Origin of the sequence: Nocardioides marmorisolisilvae (assembly GCF_031656915.1) — a bacterium.
Taxonomy (GTDB): domain Bacteria; phylum Actinomycetota; class Actinomycetes; order Propionibacteriales; family Nocardioidaceae; genus Marmoricola; species Marmoricola terrisoli.
In genome coordinates this window covers 1,997,795-2,013,286 of the sequence record NZ_CP134227.1, presented here as the reverse complement: position 1 = coordinate 2,013,286, position 15,492 = coordinate 1,997,795, and the positions used below count along the sequence as shown (strand labels likewise).

At 65.9% G+C, this 15,492-nt stretch carries 11 protein-coding genes; 2 read left to right on the top strand and 9 right to left on the bottom strand.

Going from position 1 to position 15,492, the window contains the following annotated elements; all coding sequences use genetic code 11:
- Positions 1–45: 45 nt before the first annotated feature.
- The 6 genes from Q9R13_RS09630 to Q9R13_RS09605 all read right to left on the bottom strand — a co-directional run bounded on the left by Q9R13_RS09630 (position 46) and on the right by Q9R13_RS09605 (position 7,389).
- On the bottom strand, positions 46–2,259 hold the full coding sequence (locus Q9R13_RS09630; protein WP_310964899.1) for an AAA family ATPase: 2,214 nt from the start codon (positions 2,257–2,259) through the stop codon (positions 46–48).
- Positions 2,247–2,864, bottom strand: coding sequence for a hypothetical protein (locus Q9R13_RS09625; protein ID WP_310964898.1), 618 nt, complete (start codon positions 2,862–2,864; stop codon positions 2,247–2,249). The genes Q9R13_RS09630 and Q9R13_RS09625 overlap by 13 nt, the downstream gene beginning before the upstream one ends.
- The gene (locus Q9R13_RS09620; RefSeq protein ID WP_310964897.1) at positions 2,861–3,664 is read right to left on the bottom strand and encodes a hypothetical protein; all 804 of its coding nucleotides are present in this window, start codon (positions 3,662–3,664) and stop codon (positions 2,861–2,863) included. Before Q9R13_RS09620 ends, Q9R13_RS09625 begins: the two co-directional genes overlap by 4 nt.
- 60 nt (positions 3,665–3,724) lie before the next feature.
- Positions 3,725–5,023, bottom strand: a complete 1,299-nt coding sequence (locus Q9R13_RS09615; RefSeq protein WP_310961331.1) for an ISL3 family transposase — start codon at positions 5,021–5,023, stop codon at positions 3,725–3,727.
- Positions 5,024–5,126: 103 nt separating this feature from the next.
- The gene (locus tag Q9R13_RS09610) at positions 5,127–5,615 is read right to left on the bottom strand and encodes an SIR2 family protein (RefSeq protein ID WP_310964896.1); all 489 of its coding nucleotides are present in this window, start codon (positions 5,613–5,615) and stop codon (positions 5,127–5,129) included.
- A gap of 367 nt (positions 5,616–5,982) precedes the next feature.
- Positions 5,983–7,389 (bottom strand): hypothetical protein, encoded by a 1,407-nt coding sequence (locus tag Q9R13_RS09605; RefSeq protein WP_310964895.1) that lies wholly within the window; start codon positions 7,387–7,389, stop codon positions 5,983–5,985.
- Positions 7,390–7,462: 73 nt separating this feature from the next.
- Between Q9R13_RS09605 and Q9R13_RS09600 the strand changes: the two genes are divergently transcribed.
- Complete coding sequence (locus Q9R13_RS09600) at positions 7,463–9,508, top strand: thioredoxin domain-containing protein (RefSeq protein ID WP_310964894.1); 2,046 nt, start codon at positions 7,463–7,465, stop codon at positions 9,506–9,508.
- On the opposite strand, the gene Q9R13_RS09595 is transcribed toward Q9R13_RS09600, so the two are convergent.
- From Q9R13_RS09595 to Q9R13_RS09585, 3 genes are all read right to left on the bottom strand, one after another.
- Positions 9,494–10,828 (bottom strand): flavin-containing monooxygenase, encoded by a 1,335-nt coding sequence (locus Q9R13_RS09595; protein ID WP_310964893.1) that lies wholly within the window; start codon positions 10,826–10,828, stop codon positions 9,494–9,496. The genes Q9R13_RS09600 and Q9R13_RS09595 overlap by 15 nt on opposite strands.
- Positions 10,825–11,982 carry a serine hydrolase domain-containing protein gene (locus tag Q9R13_RS09590; RefSeq protein ID WP_310964892.1) on the bottom strand — a complete coding sequence of 386 codons (1,158 nt, stop codon included), beginning with the start codon at positions 11,980–11,982 and terminating at the stop codon, positions 10,825–10,827. Before Q9R13_RS09590 ends, Q9R13_RS09595 begins: the two co-directional genes overlap by 4 nt.
- A 239-nt stretch (positions 11,983–12,221) precedes the next feature.
- Complete coding sequence (locus Q9R13_RS09585) at positions 12,222–13,418, bottom strand: IS701 family transposase (protein ID WP_397217824.1); 1,197 nt, start codon at positions 13,416–13,418, stop codon at positions 12,222–12,224.
- Between the two features lie 258 nt (positions 13,419–13,676).
- On the opposite strand from Q9R13_RS09585, the gene Q9R13_RS09580 reads away from it, so the two are divergent.
- Entirely contained in the window at positions 13,677–15,296 is a 1,620-nt protein-coding gene (locus Q9R13_RS09580) for a hypothetical protein (protein WP_310962799.1), read from the top strand.
- Positions 15,297–15,492: the final 196 nt, after the last annotated feature.

The window sequence follows — 15,492 nt, the reverse complement described above, 5'->3', positions numbered from 1 at the left end:
AGTTCACCGGTCAACGAGGCGGTCTTGCTTGCAATGGCCTCCTCCTCACGCGGAGAGCACGGGCAATCCAGCGAGTTCTGAAATCGGAATGCTTCTGGTTTCGACCTCGGGACCGCTACGACTCCATCCGACGAAGTCGTGGACGATTAGGTCCTCGCCCGGCTGCCGGCCCGACAATTTTCGCTCGAGTAGTTCAGCGAACCGTGCTTCGTGCGTGGCAATCACGATTTGACGCTCGCGTCGAAGGTGCCGAGCGAGGTCTGCGAAGCCAAGGACGTTCACGTCGTCCATGGCCTGCAGAGGGTCGTCGAGGAGCACGAACGGCAGACTCGAGGTGCCGGCTGCCCACCCGAGAGCGAGGAAGGCCGACAGGACAACTATGTTCGCTTGAGCTGAGGAGAACACCAGCATGGGGTTCACCGTGATATTTCGCTCCGTGTCCGTCACGGTGGCAGTTGCTGTGCCCTTCGAACGAAATGATTCGATGCTGAAACTCAGGTTCTTGAATGCGGGGTGAGGATCTAGCCGCGAGTACACATCATTCATTAGGGGCTCCAGGGCCGCAAACCGGCTGCGGAAGATGTCTTCGTTGGCGGCCTTCGTTGCCTCGTGTAGCCCGACTGCGTTGGTAGCCTCCCGTCGCGCCTGTTCACTTGCATGCGACGTCGCGTCAAGGCGCGTCTGACACAGGCTCAACGTTTCTCGCAAACGTGGGACGGCATTGGAGCGCTCCGTAGCAAGTCGGCTAGCCGCCAGCCGTTGGCTCCAGTCTGACAATGCCGAGTTCATCGCGTCGCAGGCGTTGCGAACACTCGTTAACCACTCATTGTGCGCAGTTAGTGTTGATACTGCCTCGGCATAGGCAAGCTCCGTCGTCTCTAGCGTGACGCCAGGAAGGTCTCCTTCAGGTCGGGCGCGGAAAAGCATCCCAGTCTCGAGATCCTCGAAACCTCTGCGCGCATCTTCGAATCGACGTACTACATTCGCGCGAGCTTGCTCGTTTTGAAGTAGATCGGACTTGGTTGTCCGCGCCTCAGATAGCTCATGCTCACTGACGTCGCGTTCGGCAGTGGCCCTAGCCAGGCTTGCTTCTGCTTGCGCAAATGCATCGGAGTTGGCCGAGCGTGCTTCTAGCGCATGCCGGACCGCATTCGGATCAATTAGGGTCAAGCACACCGGGCAGGGCGAGGCTGCATCGTCCGTCGGGAGCAGCGGCAATGCTGCTGCCGTGAGTCGGCCAAGCGCATCGGTCGCGGCCACGACTGCGTTGCGTAACGACTCGGCTTGTGCAACAGCCTGTTTGGCCACGAGAGCTCTGGCTTCGGCTTGCTCGATCAATGAGTCGACCCGAATCAGTTCATTTTGGCCGCTCGGCGGGAGTGCTCGTGGAAGGCCAGTGACCGATTGCAGCGTACGCTCAGCCGTTGACCGAAGGCGTGCGAGATCTGCAGGTACCTGACGTTCAGATAGTTCCTCAGGATGGTTCGACGCTAGTTCGATAGTGCGCGGGTATTGAGCCAGCGTGGTTTCGACAACAGCCCGCAATGCGATCGGCTCAGTGACTCTCTGAACCTGCGCTTCGGCGGTGGCGAGTTGCTCCGCGACGCTGTCCCGTTCCTTCCTCAGGAGGTCGACTTCGACGGCGCCGGCCTTCGCACGATCTCGAGCGTCATTCCGGCGGGCCCGCACGGATCGCTCGAACTGATCGAGGATCTCAAGCCCGAGCAAGCGCATCAGCTGCCTGTACCTAGCGTCGGGCTTGGTTTGAAGCATCTGTCTAAGGTCGTCCTGTTGCAAGAGGCCGCTCGTGTGCAGTACTTCGTCAAGTGGAAGGGCGCCCGGGGCCAGTACTCGCTGCAGTTCGGTGACGGCGGCATCACCTTCAAGTCGGCCGGACGGGCTTTCGAACTCGAGCACTGAGCCTCTCGCATCACCTCTGCGCTTCACGCTCACGAACTCTGCGCCGATCCTGAAAGTCGCCTCCACCGAGGCCGGACCATTTCCGAAGAACGCGTTGGTCAAGTACAGGTCGGCTTTCCGCATGCGATACAAGCCGAGGCGCGGTAGATCGGCCGTCAGCAGCCATTGGATGGAGTCGAAGAGACTGGTCTTTCCGCTTCCATTTGGGCCGCGTAGCAGCACGGCAGAAGCGTCGAAGTTGAACTTGATGGGTTCGTTGAAGCCACGGAAGTTGGTAACTGTCAGCGACAGGATCCGTCCTCGAGGAGACATGCCCCCGCTATCGCTCAGATCTGCCATGGGTCATCCTCAGAGTCATTGTCCCAGTCCTGGTCCTCGCCCACTTCCCGAGCTCGATAGGGGCCTCCGATGAGGAAGTCCGTCAGCGCTGCATGCAAGACCTCCGGTTCGATCCCGTCGGCGAGTAAGAAGCTCTCAAGTTCTTGGAGCGGATCTGCAATAGCGGTGGGCCTCGAGAGTGTGGGCAGCGGTAAGAGCGGCCGCAGCGCACGAGATACCCCCGCCGTCGTGGGCTCGACTCCAACTCTGAGCAGACGACGGACCTTCCTCAAGTTGTTCGACACTCCAGAGAGCGTTTCTGTCTGATTCGGGGTGCCTGGCTGAGCGCATAGGAACACCACATATGCGTCCCAACGCTTCCTGCCTGGATCAGTTGTGGCGAGGCGCTCGACCAGGAATCGTGTGAGGGACGAATCCGCGTCGAGCAGCCGCTCGAGAGTGATTGGTGCGGTGACGACCGCGACGTTGTCATGATTCTCTGCCAAGAGCACGGGTTCGTCGTCCGCTGCATCACTGGTGAGTTCGTAGCCAGCGTCGCGCAAGACCATCTCCGCCAACTCGAGCAGTCCCGAGTCCGTGCCGATTGCGCCCGAACTATCGCTCACTCGACTATCCCCACGGTGGCAGCACTTATCGCGACTACGCCTCGAGCGGTTGTTCCGTCGATCAGGTGGTCACTGCCGAATTCGTCGACCACGCTTACGGGCATGTCCGCTGCAGCGGACGCAGTCACTAGCCGCAGGACGGCGTCGAGGTCAGCATCTCGAGACACAGGCAACTCCTGTGATCCAAGCGAGCCGACGTGACCTGAACACACGGCGATGATTGTCGAATCGCTCGAGATCGTGCCGTCCGTCCGAGCGACTTGTATGCGTCGTTCGATCTCCCTCATCACGGCAGTTCCTGCTTTTGGCTCGGCCGCGAATAGAGGAAGCAGATGTACGACCTGATCGCTCCCGGCAGGAGTCCGCGGCGTCACTGAGAGCCAGCACGGACCCAGCCCTGAGATATTCCAAGTGTTGCCAATCAGTGCGGCCAGGGCGACAAGCCCGACGGTCGCCGACGATAGCGTCGCTGCGCTCTGGCCGACGCCCAGACGCCAGCACGCTCGCCTTAGCCAGCGCATGACTGGAATGGCGGCCTGGTCTTCGAAGGCATCGATGAGCGAAGTCAGGCCAGCACGCTGTGGGTGAACGGGATCAAGGCCAGCGACTAAGTCCCGCAACTCGTTACGGATGCGAAGCAGGTAGGCACGCAACAGTGCATCGCAGAACACCTCAGCGGTAGATGAATCGCGGTGGTCCGCGGGAAGGTCTGGAAGCAGTTTGCGCCAGTCCAAGTCTGGATTCGTGTCCCATTCGTCGAGTGCTGGCCCCACCAAAAGGAGGTGATCGACCCCCGTCACCCTCAAGACCTCTTCGATCGAAGATCGAACGTAATCTGGCCCTCCTGACTGATCTGTGGGTTAGTTGCGGCCCGGGAGGGCGGGTCGGTGCCCGCCGAGGGTGAGCATCGCCAGCGCGATCAATGCCTCGGCGGAGTGGAACCCGAACGCCATCCTGGTCAGCAGCCGGATCTTGGTGTTGGTCGACTCGATCAGCCCGTTGGACAGGTTGTGCTCGATCGCGGCGAGGATCCGGGAACGGTGCTTGACGATGCTCTTCTGCAGTTTCACGAACGCCGGGATCCGGCAGCGTCGCGCCCAGCTGATCCACCGGTCCAGGGCCTCGGCGGCTGCCGCGTGGGGTAGTCGGAAGACCAGCCGCAGGCCTTCTTTGAGCAGATAGGCGCGATACAACCGCGGATCGGTGGCCGCGATCCAAGCCAGCTTGGTCTGCTGGTTCTCGGTGAGATCTTCGGGGTTCTTCCACAACGAGTAGCGGGCTCCCTTCAACGACTTGGCCCGTTCGCTGCCCGGTCGCGGCGGTGCGTCGGCGCGAGGACGTCCACGCGGCCGCTTGGGTTCGGTTCTGGCCTGCTTGCGGGCGTCGTTCCACGCCTCACGCCGGACCTCATCGAGCGCCTCGGTCGCCCATTTGACGATGTGGAACGGATCGGCCACCCGGACCGCGTTCGGGCACCGCCCGGCGACGATGGTGTCGATGAAGTCGGCCCCATCAGCCGAGACGTGGGTGATCAGCTTGCAGCGTTCTTCGCCGAGGAGATCGAAGAACTCAGCGACGGTGGCGCTGTTGCGTCCCGGTGCGGCCCAGACCAGTCGCCGCTGGTCGTGGTCGACGACGACCATCAAGTACTTGTGCCCGCGCTTGTAGCTGATCTCGTCGATCCCGATGCGCCGCAGCCCGGCGAAGCGGTCGTGCTGGGTCTCGATGTCGGCCCAGACCCGGGAGATGATCGAACCCACGGTGCGCCAGGCGATCCGCATCAGCTCGACCACGCATGACTTCGAGGCCTGGGTGGCCAGCCATGCCACCTGATCATCGAAGCTCAGCGTGTGGCCGGCGTCGTGGCGGGCCCAGGGCACGTGGGCGACCACCACGCCATGGGCCCGGCAGGTCACCCGCGGCGCGTCAGCCTCGACCATCGCGACCATCGTGCCCAGGTCCAGCGCCCGCCAACGCCTCCTGCCCGCACCGGCGTCATAACCCGGACAGCGTCGCCGACAACGCCCGCAGCGGCCACGCTGCCGCTTGGTCGGCCGCACGTAGGCGACCAGCACCTGGTCGTCCTCGTCGAACTCGACCCGCTCGATCACCGTCTTCTCGACCCCGAACACGCCCCGCCATAGGCTGACATCACGCACGCCGCTCTCCTGTGCACCTGGTTCCTGTTCCTAGACAGCTCAGAAACCTAGACAGGAAGCGGCGTGTGGCTCGTTCAGGCGCGCTCAGGCACCCACAGGTACGTCAGGAGAGCCCGTAATCTGCAACACTGCCGATTCCGACAAAGACCACCGTGTCTTGGGCGAGCCGCGCGGTCACGGTAGCGCTCGCCCAGAGGTCGACGCTCGCCAACTGCGCTGTTGTCAACAGCATCGTGGTTCGCAATGTGGCGCATCCGTGCGCCTTGAGCAGTGGCCCTGATGGCCCATTCAGGAGCTCGTCCGCATTCCGGGCGACTGGCGGTCGCTCCGGCTGCGCAGCCCGCTCGATGCAATCGTCGTAATTGGTTTCGAGGATGGTCGCGGCGCCCTCACACAGGAGCATCGCAGCTACTTCGTGTGCATAGTTGTATGGCGCGTTCACGAAATCCGCGACCTCGAGCGCAGTCTCGCAGAGCAACTTTGCTCCGAAAGGTTGCGCCGCGACCGTGTCGGCGACCGCGAGCAGGTCGTACCGCTTGACTCCGTCAAAGTCGACTATGCCCTCCAACCTGGCTGCAATCAGCTCAGCCAAGCCCGCTGCCCCGGGTAGAAGAGTCGGCTCACCTTGGGAGAGCCCAGCACCCGCGTAGATCGTCAAACGGCCAGCATGCGCTCTTGCAGCCAGGCTGGCAGCAACTGACCCAGGAGGAGTGCCCAGTTTCTCTGCGACATACACACTTGGAGACTACGGAACCACGGCGTCATTCGCTGAAGAAGTGTTCTCAAGCACGCATCACGGGTTGATGGAGTTTCGAACGGGCCCCGGATCCGAGGATCGAGGGCCTGCTGCGTTGTGGCCCAGATGTGTCCCCGAGTGCATGTGATCCGCATAAGCACGGGTCGGAGGCCATGTCCCCTCAGATGTCGTCGATCAGCCCCAACCTGCTCATCAGTCTTGTTCACAGTTTGGCGAGCTTCCCAACCGAGTCGCGGAGGGCGTCCTCGCCGGCACGGACATAGTGATTGAGCACCGTCGTGAGCTTGTCGCCAAGGTACTGGGCGACGACCTCCCAGGGCTCGCCGAGCTCCTCGTGGAACCACTTCGTCGCGGCGTGGTGGCGGAGGTTGCGGTAGACGATCGTGCGCGGCCAGGCGTTGTCGGGGTCGTTCTCGTCGACCCATGCGCGGACTCGGTGCCAGCGATCGTTGTGCATCTCGGGCTTGACGGGCAGACCAGTGACGGTGTCGACGAAGAGCCACTGCTCGTCCTCCGGCGGGATGGGATAGTTCCACCAGGCGAGGTTGCGGTCCTTCTCGCGCTGCGCGAGTGAAGCCCGCCGCTGGCGCTCCTCCTCCTGGACGTTGAGCACACGCTGCAGGGCGGCATCCGCCGGCAGGCCCAGCAGCACGGCGACGCGGGGGAGGAGCTCGTCGCGCATCAAGGACCGGGGGAGAGGGACCTCGTGGAGGGTGTGGTTCTTCACCGGGCCACGGAAGCCCGCGGCCTTGCGCGGGGTGATCCAGGCGCCGTTCACGTGGACGTAGCCCTCCTGGAAGAAGACGTCTATCGCGCGCAGCCCGTTCTGCTCGCCGAGGCGAAGGCCACCGAAGCCGGCCACGCGGATCTTGGTGCCGAACAACGGCAGCCGGGTCATCAGCGGATCGGTGCCCTCGGGGCCGCACAGCTTGTCGGCCGCCGCGGCCATCGCCCGAACCTGGCGGGTCTCGGGACGCAGGCGCGGGTCGACATACTGGGCCGTCGCTCCGTGCAGGACGTTGGCGCGCCCGATCTCCAGGCCGTCGAGCGGGTCGATCGAGCGGTCGAGCCAGCCGAGTCGCCAGGCGAGCTTGCGCATCGCCGCGAGCTGGCCGCGCAGGTCCTCGCGGCCGCGCTGCGAGAAGAGCGTCTTTGATCCCTTCTCCATGACCTTGCGGCTGTGCTCGACGCGCCACTTCGTGACCGGCACCTCGCCGATGGTGGGCAGGATGTGGGCGTTGAGCCGGGACTCGCGTCCCTCCATCGTCCGCGGCTGCTTGCCGCGCGCGATCGACTCCTTGAGGTACTCCTCGCCGAGCATCCGGATCGTTCGGGAGGCCCGGACATCGGCACCCACGGGCGTCGCTGATTCCGTGTCCAGCGCCGCCTCGGCCTGGGCGAAGATCGCGCGCGCCTCCTCCTCCGACGCTGCCCGTCGAAGCACCCGCTTCCACGGCTCGCCGTCGCCGGCGGGGGCGCGGAACATCACCTGGAACTTGTTGGTGCCCACCGTCGGGGCATACAGCCGGACTCGCCACGGCCGCTGGCTGCCGCGCGCAGTGCGCAGCTTGCCCTGCGCGAGCAGGGTCGGCTGAGTTCGCTTCGCCACGAGACCTCCTACGCTGGGGAAACCACCATACGCCGATCTCGTGTATCACTCTCGTGTATCACTTGATCGAAGAGTGATACACGTGCCACTGGTAGGAGTGACAGAATTGGCCAATCGACTGGCCTCCGCGACGAGCCCATATTTGCTCCAACATGCAGCTAATCCGGTGGATTGGTGGGAGTGGGGGCCTGACGCGTTCGCCGAGGCGAAGCGTCGGGATACACCGATTCTCCTGTCCGTCGGGTACGCCGCCTGCCACTGGTGCCACGTCATGGCGCACGAGTCGTTCGAGGACAACGCGACCGCGGCCTACCTCAACGAGCACTTCGTGGCCATCAAGGTCGACCGCGAGGAGCGGCCCGACGTGGACGCGGTCTACATGCAGGCGACCGTCGCGATGACCGGCAACGGCGGCTGGCCGATGACCTGTGTGCTCGACCACGACGGCACCCCGTTCTTCGCGGGCACCTACTTCCCCGACCAGCCGCGACACGGCCAGCCGAGCTTCCGTCAGCTGCTCGAGGCGATCACCGACGCCTGGACCAACCGCCGCGACGAGGTGCGGTCCAGCGGGGACAAGATCCGCGACTTCCTTCGCAAGGAGGCGTCGCTGCAGTCTGGCGCGTTCGACGAGGACCTGCTCGCCGGCGCGGTGGACACGCTGGCTCGCGAGTTCGACGCGACGAACGGTGGCTTTGGCGGCGCGCCCAAGTTCCCGCCGAGCATGGTGCTGGCGTTCCTGCAGCGGCACCTGGCGCGCACCGGACCTTCGTCGCGCTCAGGAGCCGAAGCGAAGGACATGATCGACAAGACCTGCACCGCGATGGCCCGCGGCGGGATGTACGACCAGCTCGGCGGTGGGTTCGCTCGCTACTCCGTCGACGCGCGCTGGGTGGTGCCGCACTTCGAGAAGATGCTCTATGACAACGCCCAGCTGCTCGGTGTGTACGCCGACTGGTACGCCGTCTCCGGCGACGACCTCGCCCGGCGGGTCGTGGAGGAGACCGCCGACTTCCTGCTGACCGAGCTGCTCACCGACCAGGGCGGCCTCGCCTCGGCGCTGGACGCGGACTCCGACGGCGCCGAGGGCACCTTCTACATCTGGACGCCCGGCGAGCTCGTTGACGTGCTGGGCGGGGACGACGGTCGCTGGGTCGCCGAGCTGCTCGGCGCCACGGAGCCCGGGACCTTCGAGCACGGGAGGTCGACCCTGCAGCTGCGCGCCGATCCGGCTGCGACCGAGCTCTCTCGTTGGTTCACCCTGAGGGACAGGCTCGCCCGTGCCCGCAGTCGGCGCACCCGGCCAGCCCGCGACGACAAGGTCGTCGCAGCCTGGAACGGGCTGGCCATCTCCGGCCTGGTGCGCGCCGGGCTCGTGCTGGAGAACCACGGTCTGATCGAGGCCGCCGAACGGGCCGCGGATCTGCTCTGGCGGCTGCACTGGGTCGATGGCCGGCTGCGCAGGGTCTCGCGGGACGGGACGGTGGGGGAGCCACAGGGTGTGCTCGAGGACTATGCGTGCGTCGCCGACGGCTTCCTCGCCCTGCTCGAGGCGACCGCCGACCAGCGATGGCTCGAGCGGGCCGGTGCGCTGCTCGACGTCGCTCTGGAGCACTTCGCTGCCGATGACGGCGGCTTCTTCGACACCGCCGACGACGCCGAGGCGCTCGTCGCGCGTCCGCGCGATCCGTCCGACAACGCGAGTCCGAGCGGTCACTCGGCGATGGTGCGTGCGCTGGCGAGGTACGCCGCACTCACCGGCTCGGCCCGGCACCGCGCTGCGGCGGAGCGGGCCCTGGGTGCGGTCCGGGCCCTCGCCGAGCGGGCTCCGAGGTTCGCCGGGTGGTCGCTGGCCGCCGCCGAGGAGATGCTCGACGGGCCGGCCGAGCTCGTCGTGGTCACCGAGGACGGCGAGGGCGACCCGCTGGCCCGGATCGCCCGCAACACGATCGGCGCAGTCAGCCTCGTCGTACACCCCGACGCGGTCGACCCGACGATCCCGCTGCTCGAGGGCCGCACGCTGGTGGACGGCCGCGCAGCGGCGTATGTGTGTCGCAACCTGGTCTGTCAGCGCCCGGTCACCGAGCCGGACGAGCTGCGCGGGCTACTGGGCGACTGACATCGCCCTGGCGCGTTCCTCCCCGGCGGCGATCTCCTGGTGCAGGTCCAGGCAATAGCGGCCGAAGTCGATCTGGATGGTGTGCCGCGGGACCGCGTAATACTGCCCGAGGTGGTCGGCCTCGTCGGCGCGCATGATCTGCTCCTGCTCCTCGACCGACGGCAACACGTAGTCGCCGACGAGCAGCTTGGCCAGCAGCTTGGACTGCTGCTCGGCGAGGTTGACGATCGTGGGGGACGACTGGGCCAGACCCATGAAGAAGAGGTGCTCGACGCCCGGCTTGATCATCCGCTTGAACAGCGGGTAGCGGTGCTCGGCGTCGGGGTGGAGGTCGACCTCGCCGGGGTCGAAGAACGGGAACTCCATCCGATAGCCGGTCGCGCAGATGATCACGTCCGCCTGGACCTCGTCGCCGTCGACCAGATGCACGGTGCGACCGTCGAGCCGGGCGATCGCCGGGAGCATGTGGATGTCGCCGGAGCCCGCCTTGGTCAGGAAGTCGGCGCTGACCGACGGATGCGCGGAGAGCGGCTCGTGGTCGGGCTCGGGCAGACCGTAGTCGGCCATGTTGCCGACCAGCTCACGGATCAGCGCTCGCGAGGCCTTCAGGCCCTCCTCGCGAGGGATGTCCGGCGGCGCCATCACCTTGTCGGCAGGCTGACCGTTGCGATACTTCGGCAGCACCCAGACGCCGCGCCGCGCCGAGACGTAGAGCTTCTCGGCCATCCAGGCCGAGGAGAGCTCGCTGGCGATGTCCATCGCGGAGTTGCCCATCCCCACGACGATCACGGTCTTGCCGCGCAGGTCGACCGGCTCGAACGGGGACAGGTAGTCGTGGCTGTGCATGAGCATGCCGTCGAAGTGGCCGGGGTAGTCGGGCAGGCGCGGGCTCCAGTGGTGCCCGTTCGCGACCACCAGGTCGGCGTAGTGCCGGGTCTCTCCGGTGGAGAGGGTGACGTCCCAGGTCGCGTCGGGCCGTCGTACGGCGTGCTCGACACCGGTGCCGAAGCTGATGTGGTCACGCAGCCCGAAGTGGTCGGTGTAGTCCCGGAAGTACTCGTGCACCAGGCTGTGGTGGGGAAAGTCCGGCCACTCCTCGGGCGCCGGGAAGTCCTCGAACTGCAGCCGGGTGGTCGAGGTGTCGATGTGCAGCGACTGGTAGACCGACGAGCGCCCGTTGGGGTTGCCGTAGTACCAGTTGCCGCCCACGTCGTCGGACAGCTCGAACTGGTCGTAGGCGACGTCGTACTCCTTCAACCGCTTGGCGGTGGTGATGCCCGAGCAGCCGGCGCCGATCAGGCACACGAGCGGAGCGTTCACGACGCCTCCACGCAGCCGAAGGCGGTGCGCAGGTATTCGTCGGTGCGCGGCGAGGAGGTGAAGTGCTGGTCGAGCTTGTTCATCGCATAGGCCACGGTCACCTTGCGGTCGAGGTCGTTGACCACGATGGCGCCGCCGTACCCCGTCCACCAGCACACCCGGCCCTCCGGTACGGCGGGGGCCGATGCGGGCTGCGACAGCGCGTAGCCGGTGCCGAACCGGACCGGCACCATCAGCACCAGGTCGGTGCCGTCGGCCTGCACGTCGAAGATCCGCTCGACCATCGACGGCGAGAGCAGGCGGACGCCGTCGATCTCACCGCCGTGGGAGACCACGGACTGGATGCGTGCCATCGACCGCGCGTTGCCGTGACCGTTGGCACCGGCGATCGAGACCCGGCGCCACGGCGCGGTGTTGCAGAAGCCGCCGATGTCGAGCACGGGGTTGACCAGCGTGCGCAGCAGCAGGTTGTCCGGTGGCAGCGCCGAGAAGTCGATCCCTCCCGGTGGCGGGGGGACCAGGTCGGCGCAGCGCCCCAGGTCGGCCTCCGGGACTCCCAGGTGGAAATCGGCGCCGAGCGGACCGGCCACCAGATCGCGGAACTGCTCGGAGAGGGTTCGCCCCGTCGCGCCGCGCACCAGCCCGTCGAGCAGGTGGCCGTAGCAGATCATGTGATATCCCGAAACCGTGCCCGGCTCCCACCACGGCTCCTGCTCGGCAAGCATCTTCTCGCTGCGCTCGAGGTCGAGCAGGCCGTCCATGTCCAGGGTCTCGGTCCAGCCGGCCATCCCTGAGGTGTGCCCGAGCAGGTGCCGCACCAGGACCCGGGAGTCGCGGAAGTCGGTCCAGTACGACGAGACCGGCGCGTCGAGGTCGATCTCGCCACGGTCGGCCAGGATCAGCGTGGTCAGCGCCGCCATCACCTTGGTGACGGACCAGACCTGCACGATGGTGTCGTGCTGCCACTCCTGGTCGTCCCGGGCCCGGCCGCCCCACAGGTCGACGACGGTCTCGCCGTCGCGGACCACGGCGAGCGAGGCGCCGATGTCGCTGCCGGTGGCGAGGTTGCGGGCGAGGAGCTCGCGCAGCGGCTCGAACGCCGGATCGCAGCTGCCGTGGACGGGAAGATCGTGGTCAGCGGATCCGGGTGCCATGCCCGACACCTTAGGAACTCGTTCTAGTTTGCGGAAGGGCCAACCGATGAGGTGCCGGCCCCGTTAGTACTACAGCCGCACTTAGGGAACAGCGCTGCGCCTGGCGTAGTGGCATCGTCGGGCGCGGGCTTGGTGGCGGCGTCGCCAGCGTGACCAGTCCAGGACGACGGTGGTGTCTGGCTGGCGCTGCCAGATCAGGGCAGCGAGGAGCCGTCTGACTTCGGGCACGGTGAGGGGGATCAGTTCCTCGACCGGCCGGAGGTCCCCCTTTTTCCGCCGCCGGCGGCGGTGTTGGTCTGGGCGGTGGTGATGGTCAAGAAGGCGTGCGCGAGCATCGCCAAGGTGATGTGCCGATACCAGGAGTCGTAGCGGCGTACCTGGTACTGGTCGAGGCCGACTTGGCCCTTGGCTGTTTGGAACGTCTCCTCGATCGCCCAGCGGGCACCGGCCACCCGGACCAGTTCACGCAATGGGGTGCGTTCGGGCCCGAAGCACAGGTAGTAGGCGACATCATCGGGGTCGGTCAGGCTGCGGCGGGCCAGCAACCAGTAGCTGGGGCTGTCCTCCAGGGGGCGGATCGGCGCCCGGGCCCAGTGATACAGGCGCGGACCCTTGGCGCCGCGCCCGGCGGAGATCTTCTTCCACGCCTGGGCGGGAAGCATCGCGGCCAGCGCATCGGCGCGCAGTTCACGCACTTTCGGTCCGTCACCGTCGTCGACGGCGGCGATGACGCGCTGGTTCACCGGAACCGCCATCACGTAAGGCATCTGACGTTCTTCAAGCATCGCGCGCAATCGGTAGTGCTGGCCATAGACCTCATCGCCGGTGACCCACCCAGCCGGCACCCCGGCGTCGATCGCGCGCCCGATCATCCGCATCGCCAGCTCCGGCTTGGTCGCGAACTCCACCTCGTCCCCGATATGCGCCTCAGCGCGTCGGGCAGCATCCTCGGCCCAGGCCTTGGGCAGGTAGAGCTCACGGTCCAAGAACGTCCGTGCGGATCCCTGGCCAGGACCAGTGGCATAGCCGAGGAAGACGCCGATCTGGCAGTTCTCGATTCGTCCCGCAGTGCCGGAGTACATCCGCGCCACCCCCGCGGACTTCGTGCCCTTCTTCAAGAAGCCAGTCTCATCAACCACCAGCACCCCAGCAGGGTCGCCAGGCGCAGGGGCGAGGTGCTCGACCACGTAGTCACGCACATCGTCGCGCACCGCGTCGGCGTCCCAATCGGCATAGGCCAACAATCGCTGCATCCCGTCGGGGATCGCCTCACCTGCAGACTCGGCCAGCGTCCAGGAGTTCTTCTTCTCCAACGGCGCCAACAACCCCCGCACATAGGCCAACACCCGCTCACGCGGCTCCGAGCGCGCGAACCGCGGCGCGATCCGGGCATGCACCTCCGCAAGCCCCGCCGCCCACTCCTCGACCTCAGACACACAAACCTCACCAGTCACACCAGCAACATGCCGGCGAACACCAGTCTCACACAGGCGACACACCGATCACGGCCAAAATAAGTGCGGCTGTAGTACTAACGGGGCATCGCCCCAGCCCGACGAGCCGTGCGTGGTGTCCCGGGGTGGTGCTGGCGGCTCCGGTCGGCGGGTTGACGGTGCCCGGGGGCCCGTGTTGTGACCGCCTGCTTGGCGGTGGTTGGCTCAAGGTGAGCCGTCCCGCCTGACCGGAGCCTTCTCATGACGCTACCGCGCACCGTGTCCGATGTCGTTTCCGAGCACACCGTCTTTGAGGTCGAGTGCATCGATCGGATGTATCTCAACGTCTACGTTCCGCAGTTGCAGTACGCGGCCGGACTGGTGGGCTATGTGCAGCGCCAGCTCGGGCTTCCGGTCGCCTCGACCGCGCCGCTGAGCAAGATCACCGATGCGTTCAGCAAACAGATGCGCCGCTTCGCGGTGGACCAGGGCGTGCCGTGGGTCGACTTCGTCAAGGGCCAACGCAAGGACGACATCATGCACGAGCGTCTGGCGCGGTTCGAAGCAGCCGGGCACACCGAGGGAGTGTTGTTCATCGGCCGTGCGCAGGAGAAGACGTCGCTGTTTCGCACCGAGAAGCGCCGCAACGTCGAGGGGCGGGCGTATCCGTGGATCGTGAAGACCACCGGGATGGTCAACCACTTCTACGTCTACGCCGTCGATGCCGACTTCGGGCCGTTCTTCCTCAAGTTCTGTTCCTACTTTCCCTACAACGCCCGGTTGTGCATCAACGGCAACGAGTGGGCCAAGCGACAGGCCGCGAAGGCGGGGATCGGGTTCACCGCGTTGGACAACGCGTTTGCCTCCTTCGATGACCCCGCCGATGTCGCCACCGTTCAGGCAATCTGCGCCAGTCTGGGCCCCGACCAGATCGATGCGCTGCTGCGCAAGTGGCTGGCCAAGGTGCCACACCCCTACTCGAAGGCGGACCGGGCGGCCGGCTACCGCTACGACATCTCGATCCTGCAGGCGGAGTTCTCGCTGACCCAGATGCTGGACCGGCCCGTGAGCGGGCGGATCTTCTTCGAACAAGTCATCCGCGACAACCTCGACCTGGGCCGCCCCGACCAGGTCGGGTTGGTCTTCAACCGCCGCATCCACGCCGGGAAGAAGCACCAGACGCCAGGACGGTTCCGGACTCGAGTGATCACCCAAGGCGTGACTCCCAGCCTGCACGTGGACTACAAGGCGACCACCATCAAGCAGTACCACAAGGAAGGGAGAGCGCTGCGCACCGAGACCACGATCAACAACACCTACGACTTCGACATCCGGAAACGACTGACCAATCTGCCCGCCCTGTGCGAGATCGGCTTCACCGCCAACAGGCGTCTGCTCGACGTCCAACGACTCAGCCACGACCCGGCCCGAGGACAACAGGTCTTCACCACGCTCAACGACCCGGTCACCACCGAGACCGGGGCCCGGGTCGCCGGGCTGAAGTTCGCCGATACCCGCGCGATGGCGTTGCTGCACGCCCTCCTGGTATTCCGGCTGCTACCCGACGGGTTCACCAACCGCGACCTGCGCGACCTCGTTGGGCAACTGCTCGGCACCGTCATGTCGGCAGGGCAAATGACCTACGACCTGCGCAGACTCCGCGTCCACGGACTCATCGTCCGTCGTGCGCACAGCAACCACTACCAAGTCACCGACACCGGAATCGAGCACGCCCTGTTCCTCACCCGCGCCCATGACCGACTGCTGCGCACCGGCATGGCCCAACTCGCCGGACCCGAACCCCACCCCCTACAGGCCGCGAGCCGCACCTACCAGCACGCCCTCGACCAACTCACGAAGGAATCTGGACTCGCAGCCTGAGACTTGACCCGAAATTCCGGCTCCGCCGGACCAAGCCTTCTAGTACTACAGCCGCACTTAGGGAACAGCGCTGCGCCTGGCGTAGTGGCATCGTCGGGCGCGGGCTTGGTGGCGGCGTCGCCAGCGTGACCAGTCCAGGACGACGGTGGTGTCTGGCTGGCGCTGCCAGATCAGGGCAGCGAGGAGCCGTCTGACT

Coding starts and splice junctions, on each gene's coding strand:
- Q9R13_RS09630 (WP_310964899.1), bottom strand. CDS start 2,259: ATGGCAGATCTGAGCGATAGCGGGGGCATGTCTCCTCGAGGACGGATC.
- Q9R13_RS09590 (WP_310964892.1), bottom strand. CDS start 11,982: ATGGCACCCGGATCCGCTGACCACGATCTTCCCGTCCACGGCAGCTGC.
- Q9R13_RS09580 (WP_310962799.1), top strand. CDS start 13,677: ATGACGCTACCGCGCACCGTGTCCGATGTCGTTTCCGAGCACACCGTC.